23 protein-coding genes are annotated in these 26,640 nt (G+C 70.4%); 7 read left to right on the top strand and 16 right to left on the bottom strand.

Annotated features, from left to right (window positions below; genetic code table 11):
• Nucleotides 1-178: 178 nt before the first annotated feature.
• The 11 genes from D451_RS0123655 to D451_RS0123605 all read right to left on the bottom strand — a co-directional run bounded on the left by D451_RS0123655 (nucleotide 179) and on the right by D451_RS0123605 (nucleotide 9,621).
• On the bottom strand, nucleotides 179-1,756 hold the full coding sequence (locus D451_RS0123655; RefSeq protein ID WP_017536232.1) for a polyamine aminopropyltransferase: 1,578 nt from the start codon (nucleotides 1,754-1,756) through the stop codon (nucleotides 179-181).
• Nucleotides 1,757-1,957: 201 nt separating this feature from the next.
• Entirely contained in the window at nucleotides 1,958-2,386 is a 429-nt protein-coding gene (locus D451_RS0123650; RefSeq protein ID WP_014908387.1) for a DUF350 domain-containing protein, read from the bottom strand.
• Between the two features lie 82 nt (nucleotides 2,387-2,468).
• Nucleotides 2,469-2,867: a hypothetical protein gene (locus tag D451_RS0123645; RefSeq protein WP_017536231.1), complete on the bottom strand. Its 399-nt coding sequence runs from the start codon at nucleotides 2,865-2,867 to the stop codon at nucleotides 2,469-2,471.
• Between the two features lie 11 nt (nucleotides 2,868-2,878).
• Nucleotides 2,879-3,385 carry a DUF2617 family protein gene (locus D451_RS0123640; RefSeq protein ID WP_014912824.1) on the bottom strand — a complete coding sequence of 169 codons (507 nt, stop codon included), beginning with the start codon at nucleotides 3,383-3,385 and terminating at the stop codon, nucleotides 2,879-2,881.
• Between the two features lie 6 nt (nucleotides 3,386-3,391).
• A complete protein-coding gene (locus D451_RS0123635; protein ID WP_014913547.1) occupies nucleotides 3,392-3,991 on the bottom strand; it encodes a DUF4178 domain-containing protein in 600 nt (199 codons plus the stop codon).
• 310 nt (nucleotides 3,992-4,301) lie between these two features.
• On the bottom strand, nucleotides 4,302-5,156 hold the full coding sequence (locus tag D451_RS0123630; RefSeq protein WP_017536230.1) for a sulfurtransferase: 855 nt from the start codon (nucleotides 5,154-5,156) through the stop codon (nucleotides 4,302-4,304).
• Nucleotides 5,157-5,183: 27 nt separating this feature from the next.
• Nucleotides 5,184-5,633, bottom strand: a complete 450-nt coding sequence (locus tag D451_RS0123625) for a hypothetical protein (protein WP_017536229.1) — start codon at nucleotides 5,631-5,633, stop codon at nucleotides 5,184-5,186.
• On the bottom strand, nucleotides 5,626-5,988 hold the full coding sequence (locus tag D451_RS0123620; RefSeq protein ID WP_014913268.1) for a hypothetical protein: 363 nt from the start codon (nucleotides 5,986-5,988) through the stop codon (nucleotides 5,626-5,628). The genes D451_RS0123625 and D451_RS0123620 overlap by 8 nt, the downstream gene beginning before the upstream one ends.
• 238 nt (nucleotides 5,989-6,226) lie before the next feature.
• Nucleotides 6,227-6,793, bottom strand: coding sequence for a hypothetical protein (locus tag D451_RS0123615; RefSeq protein ID WP_017536228.1), 567 nt, complete (start codon nucleotides 6,791-6,793; stop codon nucleotides 6,227-6,229).
• A 199-nt stretch (nucleotides 6,794-6,992) separates the two neighbouring features.
• Nucleotides 6,993-7,760 carry a DUF4352 domain-containing protein gene (locus D451_RS0123610; RefSeq protein ID WP_241463374.1) on the bottom strand — a complete coding sequence of 256 codons (768 nt, stop codon included), beginning with the start codon at nucleotides 7,758-7,760 and terminating at the stop codon, nucleotides 6,993-6,995.
• Between the two features lie 127 nt (nucleotides 7,761-7,887).
• The gene (locus D451_RS0123605) at nucleotides 7,888-9,621 is read right to left on the bottom strand and encodes an N-acetylmuramoyl-L-alanine amidase (protein ID WP_017536226.1); all 1,734 of its coding nucleotides are present in this window, start codon (nucleotides 9,619-9,621) and stop codon (nucleotides 7,888-7,890) included.
• Nucleotides 9,622-9,863: 242 nt separating this feature from the next.
• Between D451_RS0123605 and D451_RS0123600 the strand changes: the two genes are divergently transcribed.
• Nucleotides 9,864-11,378, top strand: coding sequence for a bifunctional ADP-dependent NAD(P)H-hydrate dehydratase/NAD(P)H-hydrate epimerase (locus tag D451_RS0123600; RefSeq protein ID WP_026125315.1), 1,515 nt, complete (start codon nucleotides 9,864-9,866; stop codon nucleotides 11,376-11,378).
• A gap of 22 nt (nucleotides 11,379-11,400) precedes the next feature.
• Here D451_RS0123600 and D451_RS0123595 read toward each other — a convergent pair whose 3' ends face one another.
• Entirely contained in the window at nucleotides 11,401-11,889 is a 489-nt protein-coding gene (locus D451_RS0123595; RefSeq protein ID WP_014913175.1) for an NUDIX hydrolase, read from the bottom strand.
• Nucleotides 11,886-12,542: a TetR/AcrR family transcriptional regulator gene (locus D451_RS0123590; RefSeq protein WP_026125314.1), complete on the bottom strand. Its 657-nt coding sequence runs from the start codon at nucleotides 12,540-12,542 to the stop codon at nucleotides 11,886-11,888. Before D451_RS0123590 ends, D451_RS0123595 begins: the two co-directional genes overlap by 4 nt.
• Nucleotides 12,543-12,633: 91 nt before the next feature.
• On the opposite strand from D451_RS0123590, the gene D451_RS0123585 reads away from it, so the two are divergent.
• The 3 genes from D451_RS0123585 (at nucleotide 12,634) to D451_RS0123575 (ending at nucleotide 17,321) form a co-directional block, all read left to right on the top strand.
• Nucleotides 12,634-13,644, top strand: a complete 1,011-nt coding sequence (locus tag D451_RS0123585) for a hypothetical protein (RefSeq protein ID WP_017536223.1) — start codon at nucleotides 12,634-12,636, stop codon at nucleotides 13,642-13,644.
• Nucleotides 13,641-14,993, top strand: a complete 1,353-nt coding sequence (locus tag D451_RS0123580) for an isoprenylcysteine carboxylmethyltransferase family protein (RefSeq protein WP_017536222.1) — start codon at nucleotides 13,641-13,643, stop codon at nucleotides 14,991-14,993. The genes D451_RS0123585 and D451_RS0123580 overlap by 4 nt, the downstream gene beginning before the upstream one ends.
• Nucleotides 14,994-15,143: 150 nt before the next feature.
• The gene (locus tag D451_RS0123575) at nucleotides 15,144-17,321 is read left to right on the top strand and encodes a PrsW family glutamic-type intramembrane protease (RefSeq protein WP_026125313.1); all 2,178 of its coding nucleotides are present in this window, start codon (nucleotides 15,144-15,146) and stop codon (nucleotides 17,319-17,321) included.
• Here D451_RS0123575 and D451_RS0123570 read toward each other — a convergent pair.
• Nucleotides 17,311-19,689: a molybdopterin-dependent oxidoreductase gene (locus tag D451_RS0123570; protein WP_193789631.1), complete on the bottom strand. Its 2,379-nt coding sequence runs from the start codon at nucleotides 19,687-19,689 to the stop codon at nucleotides 17,311-17,313. The genes D451_RS0123575 and D451_RS0123570 overlap by 11 nt on opposite strands.
• A 139-nt stretch (nucleotides 19,690-19,828) precedes the next feature.
• On the opposite strand from D451_RS0123570, the gene D451_RS0123565 reads away from it, so the two are divergent.
• The 3 genes from D451_RS0123565 (at nucleotide 19,829) to D451_RS0123555 (ending at nucleotide 23,045) form a co-directional block, all read left to right on the top strand.
• Complete coding sequence (locus tag D451_RS0123565; protein WP_026125312.1) at nucleotides 19,829-20,776, top strand: HpcH/HpaI aldolase/citrate lyase family protein; 948 nt, start codon at nucleotides 19,829-19,831, stop codon at nucleotides 20,774-20,776.
• A 77-nt stretch (nucleotides 20,777-20,853) separates the two neighbouring features.
• Nucleotides 20,854-21,549 (top strand): response regulator transcription factor, encoded by a 696-nt coding sequence (locus D451_RS0123560; protein ID WP_017536218.1) that lies wholly within the window; start codon nucleotides 20,854-20,856, stop codon nucleotides 21,547-21,549.
• Between the two features lie 5 nt (nucleotides 21,550-21,554).
• Complete coding sequence (locus D451_RS0123555; protein ID WP_017536217.1) at nucleotides 21,555-23,045, top strand: sensor histidine kinase; 1,491 nt, start codon at nucleotides 21,555-21,557, stop codon at nucleotides 23,043-23,045.
• Nucleotides 23,046-23,067: 22 nt separating this feature from the next.
• Here the strand turns inward: D451_RS0123555 and D451_RS0123550 are convergent, their stop codons facing one another.
• Both D451_RS0123550 and D451_RS0123545 read right to left on the bottom strand, forming a co-directional pair.
• Nucleotides 23,068-24,339 (bottom strand): glycosyltransferase, encoded by a 1,272-nt coding sequence (locus D451_RS0123550; protein WP_017536216.1) that lies wholly within the window; start codon nucleotides 24,337-24,339, stop codon nucleotides 23,068-23,070.
• Nucleotides 24,340-24,930: 591 nt separating this feature from the next.
• Nucleotides 24,931-26,586, bottom strand: a complete 1,656-nt coding sequence (locus tag D451_RS0123545; RefSeq protein ID WP_017536215.1) for a S1C family serine protease — start codon at nucleotides 26,584-26,586, stop codon at nucleotides 24,931-24,933.
• Nucleotides 26,587-26,640 lie beyond the last annotated feature (54 nt).

The following is a 26,640-nucleotide window of genomic DNA, read 5'->3' as shown; positions in this document are numbered from 1 at the left end:
TGGAGCGAGAGGGAGCCCTCCCGAGACGGCCCGGCCCCCTTCCGCGGCCGTCACCCCTCCCCGGAACACCGCGTGGCCGCCCACCGGCCCGAGATCGTCAGGTCGCGCGGTGCCTCATCACGATCGGCGCCCGTACCTCCTCGGTACGGGCGCCGATCCGTCGTTCGGGGGATCGAGGTCAGTAGCCCCGCCAGGCCTGCCGGTCCTGGTGGTAGCCGATGACCCGGGGGTGCATCAGAGTGGACTCCTCCACGTCGCTCTCACGGCGGTCGGCCGGGAACACCTGAGAGGCCGCCAGTAGCGGCTCGTCCAGGAAGCGCAGGTCGGGGACGTCCTCCGCCAGACGAAGTTCGGGGGCCTGCCCGAGGGTGCTCAGATAGAAGCCCCAGTTGCCGAAGGTGGGGACGTCCACGTTGTAGGGGGTGCTCCCGAACCCGGCCTCCTCCAAGGAGCGCTCCACGCTCCAGTAGGCGTCGGGGGCGAAGAACGGCGATCCGGCCTGGACGACCAAGCGGCTGTCGCCCTCCATCGCCTGCGCGATGAGGGAGTAGAACTCCACCGTGTACAGCTTCGAGGTGCCCACGTCGGTGCCGTCGGGCAGGTCGGCGATGACCACGTCGTAACGGTCGGTGTTGTCGCGCAGCCATTGGAAGGCGTCGGTGTTGATCACCTCCACGCGCGGATCCTCGAAGGAGTCGTCGTTCAGCTCGCGGATCACCGGATCGGTGCTCGCCAGCTCGATCACGGCCGGGTCCAGGTCGACCAGGGTCGCCTTCTCGACGTCCTCGTAACGCAGGATCTCGCGCAGGGCCAGTCCGTCACCGCCGCCCAACACGAGCACGTTCTCGTGCGCGCCCGCCATCGCCGGGTGGATGAGCGACTCGTGGTACCGGTACTCGTCCAGCGTGGAGAACTGTAGGTCGCCGTTGAGGAACATGCGCGTATCCACACCGTCCAACGACTGGGTGACCACGATCTCCTGGTACTCGCTCCGATCCGCGTAGACGATCGGGTCCCGGTACATGGCCTGTCGGGCGTCCACTTCGAAGCGTTCGGCGTAGTAGTACGCCAGGCTCAGGACCGTCACGATGGCGACGAGCCCCAGGGCCAGCCCCACGTAGGCGACCCGGGTGAGCTCGGAACGGAAGAGCCACAACACGATCGCCACACCGACCACCGCGTTCAGCACACCCACCATGAGGGCGCCCTTGGGCAGCCCCAACAGCGGGAGCAACAGGAACGGGAAGGCCAGACCACCGATGAGTCCGCCCACATAGTCGGCGGCGAACAGGTCCGCCACCGCCTCGGAGGCCTCCTGTTTGCGGATGCGCTGGATCAGGGTCATCAGCAGCGGGATCTCGATACCGATCAGCGTGCCGATGATGAACGCCAACAACACCAGCGTGGGCTGGTAGGCCGACGCGGACAACCAGGCGAAGGACCCGTACAACAGGAGGATCGACAGGCCGCCGACCAGCGAGAGCAGCCCCTCGACCACCGCGAACGACAATGCCGGGCGACTCTGGTAGCGCTTGGACAACAGCGAACCCACACCCATGGCGAACACCATCACCGACAGCACCACGGAGGCCTGGGTGATGGTGTCGCCGAGCAGGTAACTGCCGATGGCGACGAGCGCCAACTCGTACACCAGTCCGCAGGCGGCACAGATGAACACCGCGAGCAGTACGAAGAACCGGGCCGCGCGCGGCGGCACCGGAAGTCTCGTTCTCGCTGGGGCCGGGGTCTCGGTCACGGTACTGCTTTCTCGAGAAGGGGCACGGGTACGGGGGCCGAGGTTCCTGTCATGACCTCGACCCCCGAGCGTCGATCAGGGCCCTGCCGTGGACGTTCTTCGAGGGGCACCGGTGGTGGGCGTCGGGAGGGCGCGGTGCCGTGGGCGCCCGTCGTGAACGGGTGACGGGTGTGCGGAGCGCGGGATCGGAGCGAACACGGATCAGGAGATGGCGGCGGCCACCACCAGGGCGATGGAGACGTGCGCGGTCGCGTTGACCCACGTCGCCGGGTGCCACTCGGCGGAGGAGATGATGTGGCTCACCTTGGCCGGCGTGAGCAGGTCGATCAGGAGGAAGGACAGCGCCATCACGACCAGGCCGATGAGCCCGAAGACGGCCGCCGAGATCAGCCCCGGCACCAGTCCGAGCTCGGAGTAGCTGGACAGGATCGCCGAGACGACCACGATCGCCGATCCGAAGGTGTTGGCGGAGACCAGCAGGATGGCGTTCCTGTTCCGGTCCTCCCAGATCAACGTGTGGAGTTTGCCGGGCGTCAGCAGGTCGGTGATCAGGTAGCCGAGCAGCATGATGATCGTGCCGACCACGCCGTAACCCAGGGCGTAGAGGGAACTGGTGAGAATCTCGTCCATGGCCTTGTCCGTGTCGGGGGTGCAGGCGTCGGGGGGACGCGCAGGTCCCCCCGACACGGAAGACTACTGGCCTGATCTCGGGTTATTTACCGAAGCCGGAGCCGCCACCGCGGGTGTCGCTGCCGCTTCCTCCGCTGTTGGAGTTGTTGCCGCCCCCGCCTCCGCCGCCGAAGAAGAAGAAACCTCCTCCTCCGCCGCCACTGCTTCCACTACCGCTGCGCCCGTTGCAGTCATCGGTCGGCGAGGCGCTCGGGCTCGGACTGTTGCGCAGGTCGGACGTGGTGTTCTGGCCGCTCGCTCCGGTGGTGCCGGTCGCGCTGGTCGTGGCCCTGTCACTGGGCCGTTCGCTCGGCTGACAGTCGGCGCTGTTGCCGCCCCCGCCGGAACAGGCGGAGAGCATGATCAGCAGGGCCGCGGCCCCGCCGACCGCGGCGAACTTCTGTCTCGGGGTGCGGGCCCCGTGGATCCGGGTCTTGGCCATGTCGGCCTCCTTCAGGGGGTCAGGGTCGTGGTCGTCGTCACCAGTTCGCCGCTCTGCGGATAGGCGTGCCAGGTACGCCAGCGCAGGGACGCCCCGCTGCCGGTGGTCAGGTGCAGCGCGGTGATCGCGAGGGGATCACCGGGGAAGGCGACGAGGAGCCCACCGGGGGAGTCGGCGGTCCCGGCATGGACCTCCTCCACCCGATGGGCCAGTTCCGCGCGAGACAGAGACTCGACGACCGAGGCGAAGCGATAGTCGCCCACCCCAGGCAGGGGGTGCTCGGCGTTGTCGGGCAGCCGGCCGGGGAACCCCGGCAGACAGGCGACGGTCTCCACCAGAGTCCCCTCGTCCGACCCGAGGAGGACCTGGTGCGAGGCCCCGAGCACCCGGAGTTCGACCCTGGACCCCGCCACCTCGACGACGCGGGTGGCCAGGGGGTCGATCAACGGATGCTCCAGGGACCAGATCAGGTCATCGGCCTTGGTGTCGATGAAGGGAGCGCTGATGCTCGCGCGCATGGGAGATCAGCTCCCGGGGAAGATCGTGAAGGTTCCGGCCGCGATCTTGGTCCCGGTGCTGACCTCCCAGTTGCCGTGGTCGAAGCGCTCGAAGGAGAGCAGCTTCCCGTCGTCGGACTCGTAGTCCGCGTAGTCCATGCCGCCCTGGGCCTTGAGACCGGTGGTGCCCTCGGAGCGGTAGGAGCCGGAACCCTTCTCCTCCAGCTTGTAGGTGACACCTTCGAGCTCGATGCTCTTGCCCTGGGGGACCATGGTCAGGTCGGGGCGTCCCGTCCACAGGGCCAGCTCGATGTCGGGGTCCTCCTCGACCGAGATCCAGCGCTTGCCGCCCTCGACCTCCAGGAAGTGCTCGGACCAGACATAGCCGCCCTCGGACAGACGCAGGGTGCCCCGGACCCAGGTGCGTTCGGTACCCCAGTCGATCATGTCGCCCGCCTTGAGAGCTCTCGGGTCACCGGCGGTGTCGGTGGTGGAGGAGGCGGCGAAGGGGTCCTGCGGCGGCGGGGGAGGGGTGTCCTGCTTCTGTGAGCGCGAGCGCTGCGTGTAGATCAGGACTCCGATCACGATTCCGACGATGAGAATCAGTAGGAGTAGGAGTTCGATCACCAGAGTTCCTCGTTTCGCGGAGAAGCACGTTTTTTGTTCCCGGGGCGGGTGACCCTACTGCCCGCTTTGACGCGAAGACAGGGGTTCTGGTTCCAGAAGAGGCCGGAACAGGCCAGGAGATGAACCCGAGGGGGAACTTTTCGTGTGGCCCATCGGTTGTTTATCGGTTCATTCTGTCAATATCGACGGTTTCGTCGGACCTCCGACCCCCCGTTCCCCCCTGAAAGGAGGGAGGCGGGAACGCGGACGGGGCCCGCGCGGCGAGCGCGGACCCCGAGACGAAGGGCCGTCGTGAGCGGATAAGCCCAGGTCAGGCCTGAGGATCGCCGGTCTCCAGAGGAAGCTCCTCGTCCCCGCCCCAACGACTCCACGATCCCGGATAGAGACGGACGTCGGTGAACCCGGCGTGTTCCAAGGCCAGAAGGTCGTGACAGGCCGTGACGCCGGAGCCGCAGTAGGCGACCACGGTGCGCGCGGAGTCGGCGCCCAGGGAGACGAAACGTTCACGCAGGGTCTCGGGGGAGGCCAACAGGCCCTCGGCGTCGAGATTGGCGGGCCACTCGGCGCTACGGGCCCCGGGGATGTGTCCGGCCCGGGCGTCCACGGGGGCCGGTTCGGCGCCGGTGAAACGACCGTACACCCGGGCGTCCAACAACAGACGTTCCGAGGAGCCGAGGTCCTCGCGCAGGGTCTCGGTGTCGACGAGACGGTCGGCGGGCCAGGGGACGGTGGAACGGTGGACGGGATCCACGGAGACGTCCCCCTCCTCCCATTCCCCGGTCCAGGTCTGGAGGCCGCCGTCGAGGAAGGCGGCGGGCGTGCCCAGGGTGCGCAGCATCCACACCAGACGGGCGGCCACGGAGCCACCGGCGTCGTCGTAGACCACCACGGAGGAGTCGTCGCCGATCCCCAGGCGCCCCAGGGTTCGGGCGAAGTCGGCCGGATCGGGCAGGGGGTGCCGTCCCTCCTCAGGAGAGGCGGGCGCGGCGAGATCGGTGTCCACGTCGATGTACACGGCTCCGGGGATGTGCCCCGCGAGATAGGCCTCCCGGCCCGAACGGCCGTCGAGGTACCAGCGGGAATCGACGAGGACGACCTCGTCACGGTGCTCGCGGAGCCGGTCGGCCGAAACGGCCACGGGCAGGGTCAGCGTCTGATCGGACATGGCCGACAGCTTAGTGAGGAGGGCGCGCTACGTGGTCGAGAACGAACCCTGGTCCCGGTCGGCCCGATGCACCTTGAGGATCCACCACAGCCCCAGGACCGGCAGCACCAACGGGATGAACATGTAGCCGCTTCCGAAGTGCGACCAGACCGTGTCCTCGGGGAAGACGCCGCTGGTGAGCTCGCTCAGGGCGCCCACCACGAGGACGCCCGCCATCTCCACGGAGACCGACACCAGTGCCACCCGACGCGAGGTACGGCCCGCGCGCGCCAGGCCGATCGCGGCGATCAGGTACACGATCCCGGCGAACACGGACAGCCCGTACGCCAGCGGGGCCTCTTCGAAACGGGTGGCCAGCTGGTAGCTCCCACGCGCCGTCGCGGCCAGGGCGAACACCGCGTAGACGGCGACCAACAGCCGCCCCGGGCCGGTGCGCAGGGTGCGGTCGGGGCGTTCGGTGACGTCTGCGTCAGACAACGGGACTCCACAGCTGCTCGATCCGGACCAGGAGGACGGGAAGGATGAAGCAGGTGAAGGCGATGACCGCGGGCCCCCACTTGCTGCGCTCCATGAACCCCCACACGGCACAGGCCGGAGGCAGGAGGGCGATGGTCGCCAGATAGGACACGACCATGACCATCTCGTCGGGTCGGTCCCCGCCGATCATGGCCGCGATCAGCACGCCGACCTGGGTCAGGACCAGGAGCCACAGGACCCCCATGCCGACCAGATGGGGGACCAGCATCGGCTGGTCGCGGAAGGTCGAGACGAGGCACCACACGGCCATCGCCAACGACACCATCTGAATGGTCATGGTCAGCCAGTCGACCACGCCGCCTCCGCTCGGGTCCTTCGTGGCGTCCGCCCATGTCGGCGGAGCCCGCACAAACTACGACAGACTGTAGTACAGCTCGACCAGTGCTCTGGAACGCCTCGGAAGGCCGATCTGACCTGCTGTTACGTAGAGAACACGGGCGGAGACCCGGAGGGGGTATCGAGCGCGAAGCGCTCCCGGTCGGAGGCCCCGGCGGCACGTTCGCGCCGCCGGAGCCCTCGACCCGGGGTCCGGCCTACACGTCGCCGACGAAGTAGACGGTCGGACGCATCCAGTCGGTCTCCGTCTCGTCGCCGACGCTCACCTCGACCTGGAGGTAGCTTTCCTCGGACGGAAGCTCACATCCGAAGTCGGCGGTCGCGCTCCGGTCCGCCATGACCGTGCCGGTGAACCCGTCGCCCAGCCCCTGATCGGTGTCGTGGATCGTCTCGCCGGTCCGGCCCTCCTCGCCGTACTGGCACTGGAGGTAGAACATCGTCAGATCGACGGCGCCGCCGGTGCCGTTCTGGATCTGGATGGTGAACCTCGCGTGCTCCATGTTCTCGGGGTAGGCCCATTCGCCACTGACACCCCGCTCGACGCCGGAGAGCTCGATGACCAGACCGTCGTCGAATTCGTAGGTCCCGCCGAGGTCCACCTCCACCTCGGAGGGCGAGTCCTCCGCCTCGTCGGCGGGCTCCGCCTCCGTGTCGGCCTCGGCGATGTTCGCGGTACGGTCCTCGGCCGGAGTCCCACCGGTACCGCACGCGGACGCGGCGAGAAGAGCCAGGAGGGCGGTGCTGGGAAGGGCGAGTCTCTGCATGGTGTTGCTCCGTCTCTCGTTCTCAGGGGGCGGCGGAGCGGGTGCCGCGGGGGGATGCCGACTGATGAGCGGGTCGAGCGGCTGTGCGCAGAGCGTAGCCCGTGGCGGAGGGCCGGAAGGGCGGTTTACCGGCCTCATGGCCACTCCTGGACACGAAAGGGCCCCGGCGGCACGCGCTCGCCGGGGCCCGGGGGAAGGATCAATCGACCTCGACCCTGACGGGCTCACGGGTCCCGAAGAACCCGCCCAACTCCACCTCGACGATGTCGACGTCGGCGCCGCTCACCGAGATCTGCCCCTCGACGCTCCCGCCCGGAGGCAGGGAACCGACACTGAAGTGGTCGATGTCGGCGAAGAGGGCCTCGCCCCAATCGTTCGCGGAGGTGCCGTCGGCGAGGATCGCCTGGAAGTAGATCGGGTTGATGTCGATGCTCTCGTCGCCGTTGTTCTCCACGGTGACGTCGACGACGGTGAACACCGCGTCGTCGATGGAGTTCTCGACGTTGCCCGCGAGCGAGGCGGTCATGACGATGTCGTCCTCCTCGGAGGCCGCCTCCGTCTCCTCGGTCACGGGGTCGGTCTCCTCGGGCTCTTCGGGCTCCGGGGCGGCCGAGGACGTCTCGGGCCGTGGCGAGGAAGAGTCCTCGGTCACCAGAGTGGCCACGAGGCCTCCGACCAGCAAGAGGACCAGCAGAACGACCGCGGCGGCGCAACCGATGCCGACCTTCGCCCCGGTGGACATGCCGGCCTTCGGGGGAGGCGGCTGCTGCCCGTAGGGCGGAGAGGTGCCGTACGGCCCCTGACCATAGGGGTCGGGCCCCTGGCCATAGGGCGGTTGAGAACCGTGGGGCGGCTGTCCACCGTAGGGGGGTTCGTGGCCGTGTGGGCCCTGGGGGTCGCCGGGGTGGGCCATGGTGCTGTCCGTCTCTCGGTAGCGGGGGAGGGGGAGGCCGAGGAACCGACTCACACGACCGATGACAGAGCGTATCCGGTGACCTGAGGGTTTTGTGTGCTTCATGCCCGCTATGGCCGGTCCCGGACATGGGGAAGGCCCCGGGCGAAGGGGTGGATCGTCCGGGGCCTCGACGTTCGGTTCAACGGGGCCAGTAGAAGACGTCGGTGGTGGCCGAGGTGACCTGGGCGTCCGATTCGCCGAACTGGGCGATCCGGAAGCGCACGCGCCGTCCCTTGGCCAGGTTCCCCTTCCAGGAGTAGGTGAAGTGGGCCATGCCGCCCTGGTGGACGGGGCTGTTCTGCGGACGGTTGCGGGCGATCTTCCAGCCGCCGTCACCGTCGGGCTCGTACTCGGTCGCGCGGATCTGCACCTCGGCCCCGGGGGTGACCCCTTCGAGGACCACTCCGACGGACACGTCGTAGTAGGCGCCCTCCTTCTCCTCGACGCCCACCACGGCGTAGAACTCGCCGGTCTCGCCGTCGTGCCGGCTGTCGAAGGCCAGGCTCGCCCACTTGCCCGGCTCCAGGGTCTGGGACCCGCTCTTCTCGAAGCGGCGGTGCTGCGGCATGTCGTCGTCTCCTTCGGAGTCGTCGGGGGCTTTGGCGAAGGTGCCGTCCTGGACCATCCGGTAGGCCTTGTCGCCGGGGCAGGAGGTGGAGATGAAGTCGCGGTGCCCCAGCACGGTGCCCGCGATGGAGGTGTCGGGCTCCATCAGCCACTCGCGCAGCACACGGACCGCGTTGATCTGCTCGGGGGTGATGGGGTCGCTCGGTCCGGTGGCCAGCGTGCAGGAGTAGTGACTGGAGTTCCCGCCGGGCTGGGCGGCCTGAGTGCGGTACAGCCCGCGCCCCTCGATCACGTACCCGTGCGGACACGCCATGAACGAGTTCCCGGTGAAGTAGACCGTCCCCTCGCGTCGGGCCAGCCAGGTCCCGTCCGGGGTGGTCGGACACCAGATCCGCCCCTCATAGGTCTCCCTGCCGATGGTGAGGGCGTCGGGTGCGAGGGCCGTGTGGTCGGGATCGGTCAGGGTCAGACGGTAGCCGGAAGAGGTCCGGCGCACCACGCTCGCACGGCCGATCAGTACCGCTGACAGCCGGAAGGCCTCCGCGGACGCCAGGGAGGGCAGGGTCGCCGTGCCGGGGCCGTCGGGGGAGACGTCACACGCGGTCCGCAGAAACAGGGCGTGTTGTGATGCGGTGAGGGAGGAGACGAAGGCGAAGGTGGGGACCCCTCCTGGGGCCTGTTCGGAGAACTCCCACCGCTCCTCCGTTCGGTGTTCCGGGGCCTCGGGAAGCCCGGAGCAGGAACGAGCGACCGATTCGACGAGGTCGTCGTCCCACTTGGGCTCGGTGGGCAGTGCGGAACAGGGAGAGGCGAGGAGGAGCCGATCTCTCCCGTTCAAGGTGCCACTGGTGGCCCAGGCCCGCTCGGCCCCGGCCCCCTCCGCGTGGCGTTCGACGGGCCAGCGGTGTTGGGCGGTGGTCAGGGAGGAGTGATCCCTGCCCTCCATCCGGATCAGTTCCCGTGGCATGGCGGGGAAGACGTTCACCGCTTGGAGCGGCTGCCATCGGGACATGCCCGTCTCATGGTCGAGGGTGAGGACGAGGTCGCCCTCGCGGATGTCGTGGAAGGTCTTCCACCCGTCCTCGGTGAGGATCTCGGTGCTCTCATCGACGCAGTAGCCGATGTCGGCCCAGCCGCGGGAGGGGCCGGTGTGGAAGTTGCGGGTGTTGCGCCAGTAGGTCAGGCAGGCGGAGTGGTCCTTACCGGCCAGTCCCTGGTCGGTGCTGTCGTAGTGGATGACGAGACCGGAGCGGGGGTCGGCTCGGGAGGCCGGGGAGGAACCCCACCCCAGATCGGACCTGGACACGTATTTCTTCGGTCGAGGCATACCTCCATTGTTCCCAACCGCGCCTTCTCTACGTAGTGATTCCATAACAATGGGCGATATGTCTTTAAGGTCGTTTCTTAGTTATGGGTCGAAGGTCCTATTCGGATGAACGGTGCGACCGGACTCCCGGCTCCGGCGGCACCATCGGTGTGGCGATGCGGGCGCGTCGCGAATCGGATGGGCGACGATGGAACGTCAGACCCCGCCACTCGGAGGAGACCGTGCTCTCAGCCCATCACGTCGACGTCGTCCGGGAAGCCGAACGGACCCTCATGGCCCGTCTGCCCGAAGGCGCGCTCATGCGCCGCGCCGCCACGGGACTCGCGTTCCACTGCTCTCGCGCGCTTCCCCGTGTGTACGGCTCTCGGATCACTCTGCTGGTGGGGAGCGGGGACAACGGCGGGGACGCCCTGTACGCGGGGGCGGACCTGGCGGCCAGGGGCGCCTGTGTGCGGGTGGTGTCCGCGGGTTCTCGGATCCACGGGGGTGGTCGTGACGCCCTGCTGGCCGCGGGCGGTCGGATGCTGAAGGAGAACGCGGCCTCGTCGGAGGAGGTGCGTTCGGCCCTGTCGGGCGCCGACCTGATCGTCGACGGGCTGGTCGGTATCGGAGGTCATGGTGGCCTGCGTGAACCCCATGCCTCTCTCGCGGCCCTGGCGGAGGCCTCGCCGGCGTTCGTGATCGCGGTCGATCTGCCCAGCGGGGTGGACGCCGATACGGGAGAGGTGGAGGGCGCCGCCGTCCGGGCGGACGCCACCGTCACCTTCGGCACGTACAAGCCCGGCCTGTTCGTCGACCCGGGGGCCGAGCGGGCGGGACGTGTCCACTTCGTCGACATCGGGCTCGCTCCGGAGCTTCCCGAGGCGGCTCTGCTCCGTCCACAGGCTGTGGACATCGCCCGAATGCTGCCGTCCCCATCGGTCGAGGACGACAAGTACCGCCGAGGCGTGCTCGCCGTCCGCGCCGGCTCCGACCGCTATCCGGGCGCGGCGGTCCTGTGCGTGGGCGGCGCCCTGCGCACCGGGGTGGGGATGGTCCGCTTCGGGGCGGGGGAGAACGCGCTGGCCCGGGTGATCGCCCGTTGGCCCGAGACGGTCGGCCTGCCCCTGGACCCGCTGGACCACACGGATCTGGGGCCGGGGCGGGTGGCGGCGGTCGTGGTCGGGCCGGGGAGGGGGACGCGCCCCTCCGACGCCGACGAGCTCCGGGCCCTTTTGGAGAGCGACCGTCCGGTACTGCTCGACGCGGACGCGCTCAACCTGTTGGCGAACGACGGGCGTCTCACCGCACTGGTGCGGGAGCGCGAGGCGGATACGCTGCTCACCCCGCACGCGGGAGAGCTGTCCCGGCTGTTGTCGGACGTCGATCGTTCCGCGATCGAGGCGCGCCGTCTGGAGCACGCGGTCGAGGCGGCGTCCCTGTACCGGGCGACCGTGCTGCTGAAGGGGTCGACGACGGTGATCGCCCACCCGGGCGCCCCGTCGTTCGTCTCCCCGACGGGGACGCCGTTGTTGGCGACGGCCGGTTCGGGCGACGTGCTCTCGGGTGCGGCGGGGGCGCTCCTGGCCTCCGGACTGTCGGCCCGCGAGGCGGCCCTGTGCGCGGCCTACGTGCACGGACGCGCGGCGACGCTGGCGCACGACGGTGGGCCGATCAGTGCTTCGGATCTGTTGGAGGGGATCCCTCTCGCGCTCCGGGAGGTGCGTGCCGCCGGACGGCGTTCGCGACGGGGGTGAACGCCGTCGTCCGGATCGCTCCCTAGAGCCCGAGCCTCGCGGCGGCGTCCAGACCGCGTTGGACGATGTCGGTGATGAAGTAGTCGTCGGGCTCGCGGGCCTCGCGCAGGAGGGGGACACGGGAGTCGTCGACCCACATGAACTCGGTGTGCTTGCCCGCCTCCAGGGTCGGTCGTTCCAGGTCCCCCTCGACCCGGACCAGGTAGTCGACCTCGCGTCGGGTGACGCCGTCGCCCGGGTCCCAGTCGATCCGGTACAGCTCTTGGAGCACCTCGGTCAGGTGCCAGCCGGTCTCCTCGGTGATCTCCCGGGTGAGGGCTTCGAGCATGCTCTCCCCCTCTTCGACGTGGCCGCCGACGATGTCCCAGCAGTGGGGGAAGATCTTGCGGGTCCCCGAGCGGCGTTGGGCGAAGGCCCGCCCTCGCCCGTCGATGATCACGGCGGCGACCACCCGGCGTTCGCCGTCGTCGGTGGAGGGGAACTCGATCCCCTCGGCGACGTGCACGTTCATTCGTTCTCCTTCTCCTTGGTCCTGCCGCCGCGTCGGGGCAGGCGCATCGTCAGCAGGCGGGCTCGGGGCGCCAGTCTTCCGGCCAGGTCGAAGACGGCCTCGGTCCGGGAGGCGTCCTCATCGAGGACGGAGAACAGGTTGACCCCCAGGTAGAAGGTGAGCGCGCCGTAGGCGACCTCTCGGGCCGGCAGGAGGCCGCCGAGGGGGGATCCGCCCACCACACGCTCCCACTCGTCGGCGATGAAGTCGATCCAGGGTTCCGATCGCCGTCGGATCTCCTCGCGGAGTTCGGGCTTGGTGACGGCGGCGGCCACGAGCTCGGAGAACTCGGTGATGTATCCGCGTTCCAGGTCGGTCCGGTAGATGCGGGTGGCGACCTCCACGAGTTCTTCGAGGGTGCGCGCTCGGGAGGCTTCCTCCCGGTACATAGTCATCCGTTCGGCGCTGGAGCGGTCCAGGGCGGCCAGGAGCAGCTGGTCGACCCCGCCGAAGTGATAGAAGACCAGCGCCGAGTTGGCCTCCGCCCGGGTGGCGATGGCCCGTGCCGAGGCTCCGGCGTACCCCTCTTCTCTCAGGACCTCGCCCGCCGCCGTGAGCAGGCGTTCCCTGGTCTCCGCGCTGTTCTTGCGTCCGCCACCGCCGCCTCTGGCCATGACCCTCCCCTTCACTCGACCTTCATCATACGGTTTAATCAAGTGATTAAATCGGTTGATTCAATCAGTCGGTCAAGTGTGAGGAGCCCTCATGGCGCACGTTCCCGACCCCCTTCCCGAGCACCCCGCCCCCGATCCCGAGACGGGCCGCGGAGCCTCGAAGGCCCGTTGGACCCTGTGCGGACTGTTGGTCCTGGTCGCCTTCCCCGCCCTGCTGTTCCTGCGGATCGCCGGATACGGAGGGCTGGACCAGACCGCGCTGTTCTACGTCGGGCTGCCCGTCGTCATCGCGCTGTCCGTGGTGCTGCTCGCCCGCCCCAAGAGCGCCGTCGGGGTGGCGGTGGCCGTCACCACCGTCCTCCTCCTGCTCTCAGGTCCGCTCCTCGGCGAAGGCCTGGTCTGCCTGGTCATCTCGGCGCCGCTGATCTACGGGGTGGTCGCGCTGGTGACCTGGATGTGCGTCTCCCTGTCCGGTCGGGATCCGTACGGCCCGCACTCCTTCATCGCCGTGCCGGTCCTGTTCGTGCTCACCCTGGAAGGGGTCGGAGGTCTCTCTCTGCTGCCCCGGGAGAACGTCGGGGCGGGGGAGGTCCTGGTCGAGGCGGCGCCGGAGCGGGTCGCCGCCGCGTTGGCGGCTCCGCCCGAGTACGAGCGGCCCGAGGCCGCGTTCCTGCGGGTCGTCCCCTTCCCGGAGCCGGTCGAGGCGGTCGGAGAGGGACTGGCCGTGGGGGACACCCGCCTCGTCCACTTCACCCCGCGCCGCTCCCTGGCCATCGGCGCCGAACCGACCCCGCGCTCCCTGGAACTGGAGATCGTGGAGAGCGAGGTGGCGACCGACGGTGGTCGTGTGGTCTTCGACGTCGTCGACGACACCGTCCTCGCCCGATGGATGGACCTGCGCCGGGCCACCGCGACCTGGACGCGCGAGGGCGACCGGACCCGGCTCGCCTGGGAGTTCGACTACGTCCGCACCTACGACCCGTCCTGGTACTTCGGCCCGGTGCAGGGGTACACGACCGACCTGGCCGCCGCCTACCTCGCCGAGACCTTCGCCACCGAGGCGGAACGATCCACCGGCGCCGAGGGGGTGGGTCGGCCGTGATCGCCGTCCCGTCCCCCGAGGTCCCCGCCCTGATCGTCCGGGGTCTGGGGCTGTTCCTGCCGGTGGCCGCGGTGGCGGCGCTGTGCCTGTGGCGGGCTCCGGGGCGGCGTGAGATCGCGTCGATGATCGTGGCCTCCGGATGGGCACTGTGCACACTCGTCCCGTTGAACCTGTACGCGGTGCGGGCGGGCTGGTGGTCCTTCCACGTCGAGGGCGCCTCCTGGCAGGGGATCCCCGTGGACCTGCTGGGGGCCTGGGCGCTGTTGTGGGGCGCGCTGCCCGCTCTGGCGCTCCGGCTGCTGCCGATCCCCCTCGTCACCGTGCTCCTGGTCTGGGTGGACATGGTCCTGATGCCGCTCGCCGAACCCGTGGTGGTCCTGGGCGCGTGGTGGGTGCTCGGTGAGGTCGTGGGCGTGGCGGTGTGCCTGATCCCCGCGCTGACGCTGGCGTTCTGGACCCGTCGAGGGCTCCTGCCCGGGGTCAGGGGCGGTGTCCAGGCCCTGCTGTTCCTCGTCCTCATGGTGGTTCTGCCGGTGTATCTGCTGGCCACGGCGCCGCCGGGGATCATGGCGCTACTTCCCGGGCCCGACGGCCTCTCCCCGCCGGAGTACCCCGGCGCCCTCTCGGTCCTCGTCCAACTCCTCGCCCTGGCCTGTCTTCCCGGGGTGGTCGCGGCCCGTGAGTTCGCGGTGGTGGGCGGCGGTACCCCGTTGCCCTACGATCCGCCCGCGCGGCTGGTCACCAGTGGCCCCTACGCCTACGTGCGCAACCCGATGCAGCTCTCCATGGCCCTGCTCTACCTGGTGGCGGGCGTGTTCCTGCATCCGGTCCTGTTCGTGGGAACGGCCGCCTCCCTGGTCTATGGGGCGGGGTTCGCCTCCTGGGACGAGGGCGGACGTATGCGCGAGCGCTTCGGCTCCGACTGGGAGGTCTATCGGTCCGGGGTGCGTTCCTGGATCCCGCGCCTACGGCCGTGGGAGGGGCGGGCCGAGGGCGTTCTGTACGTCGCGATGGACTGCGGTATGTGCCGGGGAGTGGGGAGCATGGTGGCCTCGCGCCGTCCCACGGCGTTGCGGTTGCGCCCGGCCGCCGAACATCCCGAGGTGCTGTACCGGCTCACGTACGAGAACGCCGCCGGCGACCGTTGGAGCGGTCTGGCGGCCTTGGCCAGGGCGATGGAGCATCTGCACCTGGGGTGGGCGATGGTCGGATGGACCATCTCGCTTCCGGGGGTGCGCTGGACGCTCCAACTGTGCGCGGACGCCTTCGGGGCGGGTCCACGTCCTTCGAGACGGGAGTCGCCGACCCTGGCCGAAGCGGAGCGGGAACGGGAGGATGTCGATACCTGACATTCATCCACGAACGGTGAAAAAGCCCCTGAGGCGCATGTTCCGGCGGAGGCCTTCGCCGTTATGCTCGTTCGGGGCCGCACCGGCCCGGCGGGATCGCCGGACGGGGACGGCCCCGACGTGATCCCGCCCCCCGGCACGAGGAAGTCCATGGAAGAACAGGCGATGCTCGCGCGCGACCTCGTGCTGCGCGTCTGTGCCGGCCCCACCGAGTTCGCCCCCTCCTGGGTGCGGGCCGGGGGCAAGGTCACGACCCCCTTCTCGGTGCCCCGGGACCGGGGGCTGGTCCAGGGGATCGTCGACGCCGGCCGGGCGATGGGCGTCGAACGGCTCCTGGTCTGTCGGACCCGGGCGGAGTTCTCCTACGACCCCGTCACCGAGGTCCCCCTCGACACCGACACCCTCATCGACCTCATCCGGGGCTGGGGGACCGGCCCCACCGATTTCCTGGTCTGCGTCGAGGACTTCTCCGCCGCCGTCCTGATCGCCGCTAACGAACTCACCGTGGCCGCAGGTCCGGCCGACTTCGTCCGTGAGATCGTCGGTTCGGACATCCCCGGGGTACGCGTCGAGTTCGCGGCCAAGGCCCGACGGACCAAGCGCCCCGAACTCCTCGCCGCCGCCCAGCAGTACCACTGCGTCGAACCCGGGGCACGGCACTCGCGCAACCGGGGTCCGGGGCCGGACCTGCACGAACGTCTGACCCGCCGGGCCCAACGGGCCAGGGAGCGCTCCCCGGGGGCCGTCCGCTCCCTGAGGGCACTGCGCGGCACCTGGGGCTGGCTCATGGTCGTGGTGCTGTTGGTGGCGCCGCTGACCGTCCCCGAACTGGGGCCCGCCCTGCCCGCGCTGGCCCTCACCTTCGTGCTGCTGTTCCAGCTGGCCTTCCTGGCGCGGTCCCGGACCGTCTCCTTCGCGACCCTGCTCAGAGTGGTCGCGCTGGGCGCGCTCCTGGTCTGGCCGGTCGCCCTGGCCGAGGCCTCGATCACCGCCCTCATGGGGCTGGACCGCTACCACGTGCTCGGCTACACCTACGTGGCCGTCACCCTGGAGGAACTGGCCAAACTGGCGCCGCTGTCGATCCTCCTCCTGGTGGCCCGCCACCGGGTGCGTCGGCTGGCCGCCGTGGACTTCCTCCTGCTGGCCGCGGCGTCCGGTGCCGGCTTCCAGCTCGCCGAACGGCTGTTCACCGAGATCCAGGCACCCACCCTGGGCTCCGAGAGCCTGTTCCTGCCCGGAGGCAGCACGATCCACGACACCGAGGGCGCCGTCCTCGCCGTCTTCTCCGGGCACGCCGTGGTCACCGGGTTGATCGGTGCCGCCCTCGGACTGGCCATCGTCGGACGCAGGTACGGCGGAGGGCTGTGGGCCCTGCCGGTGGTGGCCTCGGCCCTGGTCTACCTGGAACATCTCCACTTCAACGCGCTGCTGGCCGCCGGCGCCCTGGACCCGGTCTCCACCTTCCTGCACCGGATGATGGGCGGCGGGGCCCTCACACCGTGGCTGTTGCTGCTGGCCCTGATCTGCGCGGTCGTCATGGACCATCGTCTGATCGCCTCGGCCGCGGAGAGCACACCGCCGCTGCCGGGCAGGGCCCCGCTCGCCCGGATGCGGCGTCGCGCGCACGGGCGTTCGGTGTCCACACGGGTGCGGGTGCCCGCCGACATCGCCCCGCTGTTCCGGCGTCTGGCGTTGTTCTGGGGGGACCTGCCGGTCACCCTGGCCACCACGCTGACCGCCATCGCGCACGAGGGCGCCACCGTGCTCCGGGCCGCCCGACGAGGCCCCACCGCGCTCTGCGACACGCTGCGTTTCCTGCGACAGCGTCGTGCCGACGCCATGGGCGAGGCGCGTTCACAGGGGCGGAGCCGACGCCGTCACCCCACGGGGGAGGAGCTCGATACCCGGGCCCGCGACCTCTCCCTGAGGCTGGGGTTGGCCGGCACCGCCACCGGGGCGGTCATCGTGGCGGCGACGCTCCTGCTCGCCCTGCCCGGCGCCGTCCTGTTCTGGTCGGGGACGACGGTCGAACCCGCCGGTCCCGCCTACGCGGTGGTGGCGGCGGACCACTTCCAGAACTGGCTGGCCCGCGCCGGTACCGCCGGAACGGTCTGGACGGTCCTGGTCGGGGTCGCGCTGCTCGGCCTGCTCACCATGGGCAACGGCGTGCCGCACGCCCACCCCCGGATGGGCGAGTTCCTCCGCGCGCCCACGGCCAACACCGGGGCGATCCTCGGCATGCTCGCCCCCGGCCAGGTCGGTTACGCGTTGCTGGGTCTGGTCGGGGTGCTGCTGCCCCGCGGGGTGGATCGACTGCTCACCCGTTGAGCCCCTCCCGCTCCGGGGCGGGAGCCTCGGCGATCCCCAGCGGGGGACGGAAGACCCGCACCTCGGGAGGGGTGCCCTCGTACGGCTCCACCCGCACCCGCACCAGCTGGCCCGTGCACCCCTGACCGAGCGAGGAGGTGCCCTCGTCCACGGTCAAGACGTTGGGGTTGCCGTGCGCACAGGTCACGTCGGTCCCGGACGGGTCGTACCAGGAACCCGTGGAGAGCTGGACGATCCCCGGTCGCAGGGCGTCGTCGACCACCACACCGGCCAGACAGGAACCGCTCGGCCCGCACACCCGCGCGACATCCCCGTCGGACACACCCGCCTCCTCGGCGTCCTCGGGGCACATGCGCAACGGCGCGCGTCCCGCGACCTTGTGGGCGACGCTGTGGGCGCCCATGTCCTGCTGGCCGTGGAAGCGTTCCTTCGGTTGGTTGGCGATCAGTACCAGGGGGAGTTCCTCCGCCGCGGCCTCGTCACCCTCATCGTGGCCGGTCACCGCGGGCCCGGGGAGCCACACCGGGTGTCCCGGGCAGTCCTCGTAGCCGAACGAGGCGATCGTCTCCGAATAGAGCTCGATCCGGCCGCTGGGAGTGCGCAGCGGTCGCCCTTCCGGGTCGGCGCGGAAGTCGCCCAGAAGGGCCTCGTCCTCGACCCGGCCGGGGATCTCGATCCGCCCGCGCGCCCAGAACCCATCGAAGTCGGGGACGTGGAGGTCACGGCGGGCCAACATCGAACGCCACCGTTCATAGGCCAGACGCAGCCACTCGCCGGAGGTCCGCCCCTCGGTGAACCGGCCCCGGACCCCGAGCCGCTCGGCCAGGTCGGCGTAGGTGTCGTACTCGTCACGGGCCCGCCCGTGCGGCGATACCGCGCGGGGCATCGCCCGCAGGGTCAGGTCTCCCTGGCTCGCGGCCATGTCATCGCGTTCCAGCGCCGTGGTCGCGGGGATCACGATGTCGGCGTGCCTGGCCGTGGCGGTCCAATGCGTCTCGTGCACCACCACCGTCTCCGGACGGCCGAACGCCCTGGTCAACCGGGCCAGGTCCTGGTGGTGATGGAAGGGGTTTCCGCCCGCCCAGTACACCAGGCGGATGTCGGGGAAACGGCGGCGCTCCCCGTCGTAGTCGTAGGACAGGCCCGGGCCCAGCAACATGTCGGAGATCTTGGCGACCGGAATGAACGAGTCGACCGGGTTGTCCCCCTGAGGCATGCGCGGCAGCCCCACCGGGGTGGCGCCACCGCCGTAGTTGCCCATGGAACCGTAGCCGGAGGCGAAACCGCCTCCGGGCAGGCCCACCTGTCCCAGACAGCAGGCCAGGGCCAACCCCGCCCACAGAGGCTGCTCGCCGTAGCGGGCCCGCTGAAGCGACCAGCCCACGTTCACGAGGGTGCGCCGCTCCGCCATCCGCCGGGCCAGGGAGCGCAGCTCGGCCGCGGGGGCCCCGCTCACCGACTCCGCCCATTCGGGAGAACGTTCCACCCCGCCAGGGGCGCCTCGCTCGTCCCGTTCCCCCATCACGTAGGCGCGCAACCGGTCGGCGCCCACCGTGTACCGGTCGAGGAACCCGATGTCGGCCAGCCCCTCGTCGAACAACACGTGGATCAGCGCCAACAGCACGGCGGTGTCGGTCCCGGGACGTGTCCGGATCCAGGAGCACTTCAGGTCCTCGGGGGTGTCGTCGCTCAGCGGAGAGACGGACACGAACTCCACACCGGCCTCGGCGGCGGCGCGCATGGCCGGGCCCGCCGTCTGGACGGCCCGCCCCCCGGAGGCGATCCACGTGTTGGACAGGCGCAGACCGCCGAAGCTCACCAGCAGTTCGGTGTGCTCCCCGATCCGTTCCCAGGAAGGGGCCCGGTGCAGCAGGTGATTGGCGCCCCGGGTTCCGATCAGTCTCGGGAACAGCACCTCCAGCGCGCCATGGCTGTAGGTGGTGCGCGAACGCGTGTACCCGCCGATGCTGTTGAGGAACCGGTGGAGCTGGCTCTGGGCGTGATGGATCCGACCTGCGCTGCCCCAGCCGTAGGAGCCGCCGTAGATCGCCTCGTTGCCGTGGGAGGTGCGCACACGGTCCAGCTCGGCGGCGAGCAGGTCCAGGGCGGTGGACCACTCCACCTCCACGTACACGTCGTCGGGGTCGCCGCGACGCGGATCCGGCCCGGGACCGTGCTCCAACCAGCGACGACGCACGGCCGGCCGGGCCACACGGGTGCGGTGGTGCTGGGCCGCGGGGGTGTTGGCCATCACGGGGGACGGCGCCGTGTCCTCCGGGTTCGGACGGACCCCCACCACACGGTCGCCCTCGACCTCCACCTGGAAGGCGCCCCAATGGGTGCTGGTCGGGTGGAACGTCGCGGACATGTGCACTCCCCGTATGGTCCTCGGTCCCGCGTGCCCCGGGCCCGGGGCACACTCTACGCACCGCACGGTGCGATGATGATCGGCGCGGGCCCGATCCGGGACCGGAGATCGCGCACAGTGGACGGAGCGGGGACACACCATGACGGAACCGAGGTCGAGGCGGTCGGTGCTCGCCGTACCGGGATCCAACCCCCGGTTCGTCGAGAAGGCCCGGGGATTGGACGTCGACGCCTTCTTCCTGGACCTGGAGGACGCGGTCGCCCCATCGGAGAAGGAGGCCGCCCGCGCCGGCGTCGTCAGAGCGCTCGAGGACGGGGGATGGGACGGCAAGGTCCGTTCCGTGCGGGTCAACGACATCACCACCGAGTGGGCCTACCGCGATGTCATCACCGTGGTCGAGAACGCCGGAGCCCACCTGGACACCCTGATCCTGCCCAAGGTGACCGCCGCCCGCGACGTGCACTGGCTCGATACCCTGCTCACCCAGATCGAGCGCGCCGTCGACCTGCCCGTCGGCCGGATCGGCATCGAGGCGCAGATCGAGGACGCCCGAGGCCTCACCGCGGTCGAGGAGATCGCCGCCGCCTCCCCGCGTATGGAGACCCTCGTCTACGGGCCCGCCGACTTCATGGCCTCGATCAACATGAAGAGCCTGGTCGTGGGCGAACAGCCGCCCGGCTACGACACCGGCGACGCCTACCACCACGTCCTCATGCGCATCCTCGTGGCCGCCCGAGCCCACGGACTCCAGGCCATCGACGGCCCCTACCTCCAGATCCGCGACGTCGACGCCTTCCGGAGGGCCGCCGGTCGCACCGCCGCGCTCGGCTTCGACGGCAAGTGGGTCCTGCACCCGCTCCAGGTCGAGGCGGCCGGTGAGATCTTCGCGCCCTCCCAGGAGGACTACGACCACGCCGAACTCATCCTCGACGCCTACGCGCACGCCACCACCGTGGACCGTCGGGGCGCCGTCATGCTGGGGGAGGAGATGCTCGACGAGGCCTCTCGGAAGATGGCTCTGGTGATCGCCGGGAAGGGGCGGGCCGCCGGGCTCCGCCGCACCCGTACCTTCGACCCCGGTACGTGAGTCTGACCTCACGGGGCACACGCCGTTCCCAAGCCGCTCTTACCGCTCTCTCACCAAGGTGGGAGAGCATGGGGGCCATGGAAAGCACCGCCACCGTTCTGATCGCCGACGACGATCGGGCCATCAGGGAGTCCCTGGAACGCGCTCTCCAACTGGAGGGGTACACGGTGCGCACGGTCGCGGACGGTGTCCAGGCCCTGGCCGCCGTCCACGCCGAACCCGTGGACCTCCTCGTCCTGGACGTCATGATGCCCGGGGTCGACGGCCTCGGCGTGGCCAGGGTCCTGCGCGCCGAGCACGATCGCACCCCCATCCTGATGTTGACGGCCCGGGTGGAGACCCCCGACCGGGTGGCGGGGCTGGACGCCGGTGCCGACGACTACCTGGCCAAACCCTTCGAACTCGACGAGCTCCTCGCCCGCCTGAGGGCCCTGCTGCGTCGGGCCGCCCCCATCACCGAGGACCTCGACGGAGAGGCGCCGCTGCGGGTGGGCGAACTGCGGCTGGACGCTCGGGCGCGCCGCGTCTGGCGTGGCGAACGCGAGGTGGAGCTGTCCAAGACCGAGTTCGACCTGCTCGAACTGCTCATGCGCAACGCCGGGATCGTCCTGGACCACGCCACCATCTACGACCGGATCTGGGGCTACGACTTCGGCCCCGAGTCCAAGAACCTGGCGGTCTACATCAGCTACCTGAGGCGCAAGCTGGAGGACGGTGGTCCCCCCCTGATCCAGACGGTGCGGGGCGTCGGGTACACGCTCCGCCAGGGGTGAGCCGGGTGGCCGCCCCGCGCGAGACCTCCGGAGACCACGGCCGACGTGTCCTGTTCGCCCCGGGCGACTGGCGGCTGGGCACCCGCTTCGCCGTCCTGTTCGCGGCGGTCGCGGTCGTCACCATCGCCCTGGTCGGGACGCTCGCCTACAGCACGGCCGCCGCGCTCATCCGGGCCGACGCCGAGAACGAGTTCGACTCCGCCGTGCGGAACCTGTCGCGCCAGCTCGTCATCTCGGCCCAGGACAGCCAGGACGTGCAGGAGAACCGGTTCGCCTTCCTGGCCCCCGGCAGCCTGGACGCCCAGGTGCTCGGCCCGGACGGCAGCTGGGCGCGCCTGCTCGCCAACCGGCACGAACTGTCCTCCTTCCACCCCACCACGGAGGACCTGGAGGTCGCCCGCACCGACGAGCCCGGGGTGGTGCGGACCCGGGAACAGCAGGTCCACGACCAGGAGTACCGGGTGGGCACCGTCTCCCTGGGGGACGGCCGGGGCGCCATCCAACTCCTGCAACGCCTCTCGCCGGTCGAGCAGATGATCGGCAGACTGGCCACCCAGATCCTGTGGGTGGGGCTGTTCGTCGCCCTGTGCGCCGCCTCCGTCGGTTGGCTGGTCGGCCACCGCATCACCGGCCGCCTGGTGCGTCTCACCGACGCCGCCGAGTACGTGAGCTCCACCGGCCGTCTGGACCCGGTCACCACCGAACGGAACGGGGGGAACGGAGGGAACGGCACCCCCGAGGAACCCGGCCACGACGAGGTCGGCAGGCTCACCAGCGCCTTCAACGCCATGCTCGCCCGACTGGCCCGGTCCAAGGACGAACAGCGTCGCCTCGTCCAGGACGCGGCCCACGAACTGCGCACACCGCTCACCAGCCTGCGGACCAACGTCCAGGTCCTGGGCCGGGTGGACCGACTCTCGCCCGACGGTCGCCAGAGACTCATCGACGACCTCCAGGGAGAGACCCGGGAACTCACCGACCTGGTCAACGAACTGGTCGGGCTGGCCACCGGCAACCATGAGGACGAGGCGCGCAGCCCCGTCGCGCTCGCCGACGTCGCCACTCGGGTCGCCACCCGTACTCGACGACGCACCGGCCGCGAGATCCTGGTCGACGCCGACGACAGCGTCGTGTGGGGACGCCCCGGGGCGTTGGAACGGGCCATCGCCAACCCGCTGGAGAACTCGGCCAAGTTCGACGAGGCCGGGGCCGCGCCGATCGAGATCCGGGTACGTCAGGGCGTGGTCGAGGTGCTCGACAGGGGGCCCGGAGTGGACCCCGCCGAGATCGACCACCTCTTCGAACGCTTCTTCCGGGCGACCGTCGCCCGAGGCCTGCCCGGTTCGGGTCTGGGGCTCTCCATGGTCCGGGAGATCGCCCACGATCACGGAGGGCGGGTCTTCGCGCGCAACCGCGAGGGCGGCGGTACCGTGATCGGCTTCCAACTGCCCCTGTACCGGCCGCCCCAGGACGAGGGGCCGACCGAACAGGGCTAGGAGGCCACCGGGCGGCGGGCGGCTACGTCGTACCCCTCTGCGCGGGGACGATGGCGCCCGCCCGCCGATAGATGGCCTCGAAACGCTCCAGGGAGTCCTCCAGGCGGTGCCGCTCGGCCATCGATCGGCTGTGCTCCCCCAACCGGGCGCGCACGGCCTCGTCCGAGACCACCGCGTCCACCCGTGCGGCGAGCTCGATCGGCGAACCCGGCGGGTACAGGTACCCGTTCCGGCCCTCCTCCACCAGATGGGGCAGGGCCATGGCGTCCACGGCCACGATCGGAAGGCCACTGGCCATGGCCTCCAAAGTGGCGATGCTCTGTAGCTCGGCGGTGCCCGCGATGGTGAACACGTCGGCGCAGCGATACACGTCCGGCAGATCCTCGTGCGCCACGAACCCGAGGAACACGACCCGGTCCGCCACGCGTTCGGCCTCGGCGAGCTCCTCCAACCTGCCCCGATGAGACCCCTGCCCGGCCAACGCCAACTGGACGTGGGGCGCGTGGGCCAGGGAACGGATCAGCTCGTCGGCGTTCTTCTCCTCGTCGAGCCGGCCCACGAACAGCATCGTCGTACGGTCGGCCAGCCCGAAGCGGCCCCGCAGCCGACGGCGCTCGGAGACCGTCGATCGTGCGGGAAGCGGATGGAAACGGTCCAGATCGATCCCGCAGGAGACCGGTTCGACCGGCCGCGCGAACCCCTGATCCAACAGGAGACGGGCCGCGGCCGGGGTCGGCGTGGTCACGTGCTCGACCCTCGACAGCACCCGACCCAGATCCCACCAGGCCAGCCGCGCCGTATACGGGCGCAACGGACGAGGGACCCGCAGATGGTCGAAGAGGTTCTCCGGCATGAAGTGGTTGGTGGCGATCACCGGAACGTCGTGGTCGTGCGCGGCCCGCGCGAGCATCCGACCGATCAGGAAGTGGTTCTGGATGTGCACCGCGTCCGGACGCAACCGCTCCAACAGCCGATCCAGATGGCCCCTCACCCCCGGCGGCAACGCCAGCCGCACACTCTCATGGGCCAGGGAGGGCATGGACCTGAGACGGTGCTCGATCACGCCGTCCCGCACCACCACGTGTGGAACACCGGACGGCGACGGGCACAACAGGTGCACCTCGGCCCCGCGCTCGACCAGCCCCCGGGCGAGCCTGGCGGTGAAATACGCGGCGCCGTTCACATCAGGCGGATAGGTGTCGGTCCCGATGAGGACTTTCGTGCCGTGCCTTCCCCGCTCCGCCCGGATCCGTGCCGGGCCGGTGGGGGACTGCTGCGCGAAGGACGTCGACATACCGGTTTCTCCTGGGGCGTCGAGCGGCTGGCCCGTGCTCCGGTCCGATGAGGATGAGCCCCCAGTGTGGGACACCCGTATGGACCGTCGCCGACCTTCCGGTGACACCTGGGCGACCGGAGAGGTAGCACACGGCGCAGGGAACAATACTCTCCGTATCGTCTTATGTCTTCCCTGTGGCGTCGTGTCTCCCCACACGCATACGCGAAGGGGCGGCCCGCCGTACGGCGGACCGCCCCCTCGCCGGACCCCGGCGGAGCGACGCCCCCGTCACCCGCCCCCGGAGTCCGGGTCTGTGTTCGCTTTGCGCCTCCGCTTCGCTTCGCCCCTGGGGTTGAGGTAGGGGGCGGGTGGCCGTTACACCCTGCCGGGGCTGGGGCCCGAGAGTGTTCGCTTTGCGCCTCCGCTTCGCTTCGGCGCGTGTTCGGGCGCCAAGGGAGGGAGCGTTCTTCATCCTCGTCCACGCCTACGCTCGTACCTCGCGGGCGGCTCGACTCGTCTTGCAGAACACTCCCGGCGCCCGAACGGGCACCCCCCCGTGGTTGATGCAGGAGACCGCGGACCGGTCACACACCCCCCTGCCGGGGGAGGTCAGTCCTCCTCGGGCTCCTCCTGAGCGGCGGCCCCGGCGCTCTGCTCGCCCAGGGTCACCTGGACGTCCTTCGGAGAGCCTCCGTCCTCGGAGACCACACCGAGGGTCACCTCGTCACCGGGCTGGTGGGCACGGATCTGGGCGATCAGCTGGTCGGGGGAGTTCACCGCCTCGCCTTCGAGGGAGACCACGACGTCGCCCTCCTTCAGGCCGGCCTCGGCGGCGGCACCGCCGTCGGTGACCTCCATGATCTGCGCGCCCCCGCTCCGGGCCGGGGCGATGGTCGCCTGGATGGCCGGGTAGCTCGCGCTGCCCTCGGCGACCAACTGCTCGGCGATCGGCCGGACCTGGTTGATCGGGATGGCGAAGCCCAGCCCCACGGAGCCGCTCTCCTGGGACAGACCGGCGATCGCGGTGTTGATCCCGATCACCTCACCGGCCATGTTCACCAGAGGACCGCCCGAGTTGCCCGGGTTGATCGCGGCGTCGGTCTGGATCGCGTTGATCACGGTGGAGGTCCGCGCGCCCCCGCTCTCGGTGGCACCGGTGTTCACCGGGCGGTTGAGCGCGCTGACCACACCGGTGGTCACCGTGCCGGACAGGCCCAGCGGCGAACCGATCGCCACCACGTCGCCGCCGACCCCGACCTGGTCGGAGTCGCCCAGCGTGGCCGGGGTGAGATCGTCGCGCCCTTGGGCCTGGATCACCGCGATGTCGGATACCGGGTCCGAACCGAGGATCTCGGCGTCGGCCGCGCTGCCGTCGTTGAAGCGAACCTGGAGACGGCCGTCGGTGGCCGAGTCGACCACGTGCGCGTTGGTGAGGATCTGACCGTCCGAGGACAGGATCACGCCGCTGCCGCCGCCCTGACTGGTCTGGATGGAGACCACGCTGGGCAGGACCTGGTCGGCGACCTCGCCGACGGCCCCCTCGGTGGCGGTGCTGCCCTGCTCACCGGTGAGCGAGCTGATCGGCTCGGCGCCCGGCAGCAGGTAGGCGGTGCCGAGGGCGGCGGCGGGCCCCACGATGAGACTGGTGACCAGGGCGGTCGCCGCGGCGATCCCGACGATCCGGCCACCGCCGCGCTTCTTGGGAGCCTCCTGAGGAGGGCCGAAGGGCGGCTGCCCGAACGGGCCGCCGTAGGGGCCGGGACCGCCGGGCCGCCCGACGGCGAAGGCCGCGGTGTGCTGAGGGCCGGAGGGGCCGGGACCGAAGGGGCCGGTCGCGGGGCCCTGACCCGGGGTGCTCCCCGGGGGGACGCCCGGACCGGAGGTGTTCTGTCCGGGAACGCCCGTGCCGGGGGCGTTCGGCCCGGGGGCGGCCTGGTGGCCCGCCCCGGGGAAGACGTAGGAGGGGTGGCCGGTGCTCTCGGGGCCGGTGGCCCAGCCGGGGCCGGTTCCCTCGGGAGGGGAGAAGCGGGGGGTGCCCTGGGGGCCGCTCGGAGGGGCCTGGGCGGTGTTCTGGAAGGGGCGGGGGTCGCCGTTCAGAGCGGGCTCCGGGTTCGCGGGCTCCTCCGGGGCGACGTCGTTCACGGGGACGTCCTGTCCCTGACCACCGGTGAGAGCGGAGTCCTGGGCAGGGTGCTCCTCGGGGCCCGCGGGGCTCTGGGCCTCCGCGTCGGTCTCCCGGCCGTTACTCGGTTCGTTCGGCTGCAACTCATCCTCCGGCTGATGGGACGATGTACGGACATGCTTCATCATGTGGCCCGT

It is taken from the genome of Nocardiopsis alba DSM 43377 (genome assembly GCF_000341225.1).
Classification (GTDB): Bacteria; Actinomycetota; Actinomycetes; order Streptosporangiales; family Streptosporangiaceae; genus Nocardiopsis; species Nocardiopsis alba.
The sequence above is the reverse complement of the archived record's forward strand: the minus strand, read 5'-3'. Positions and strand labels throughout refer to the sequence as shown.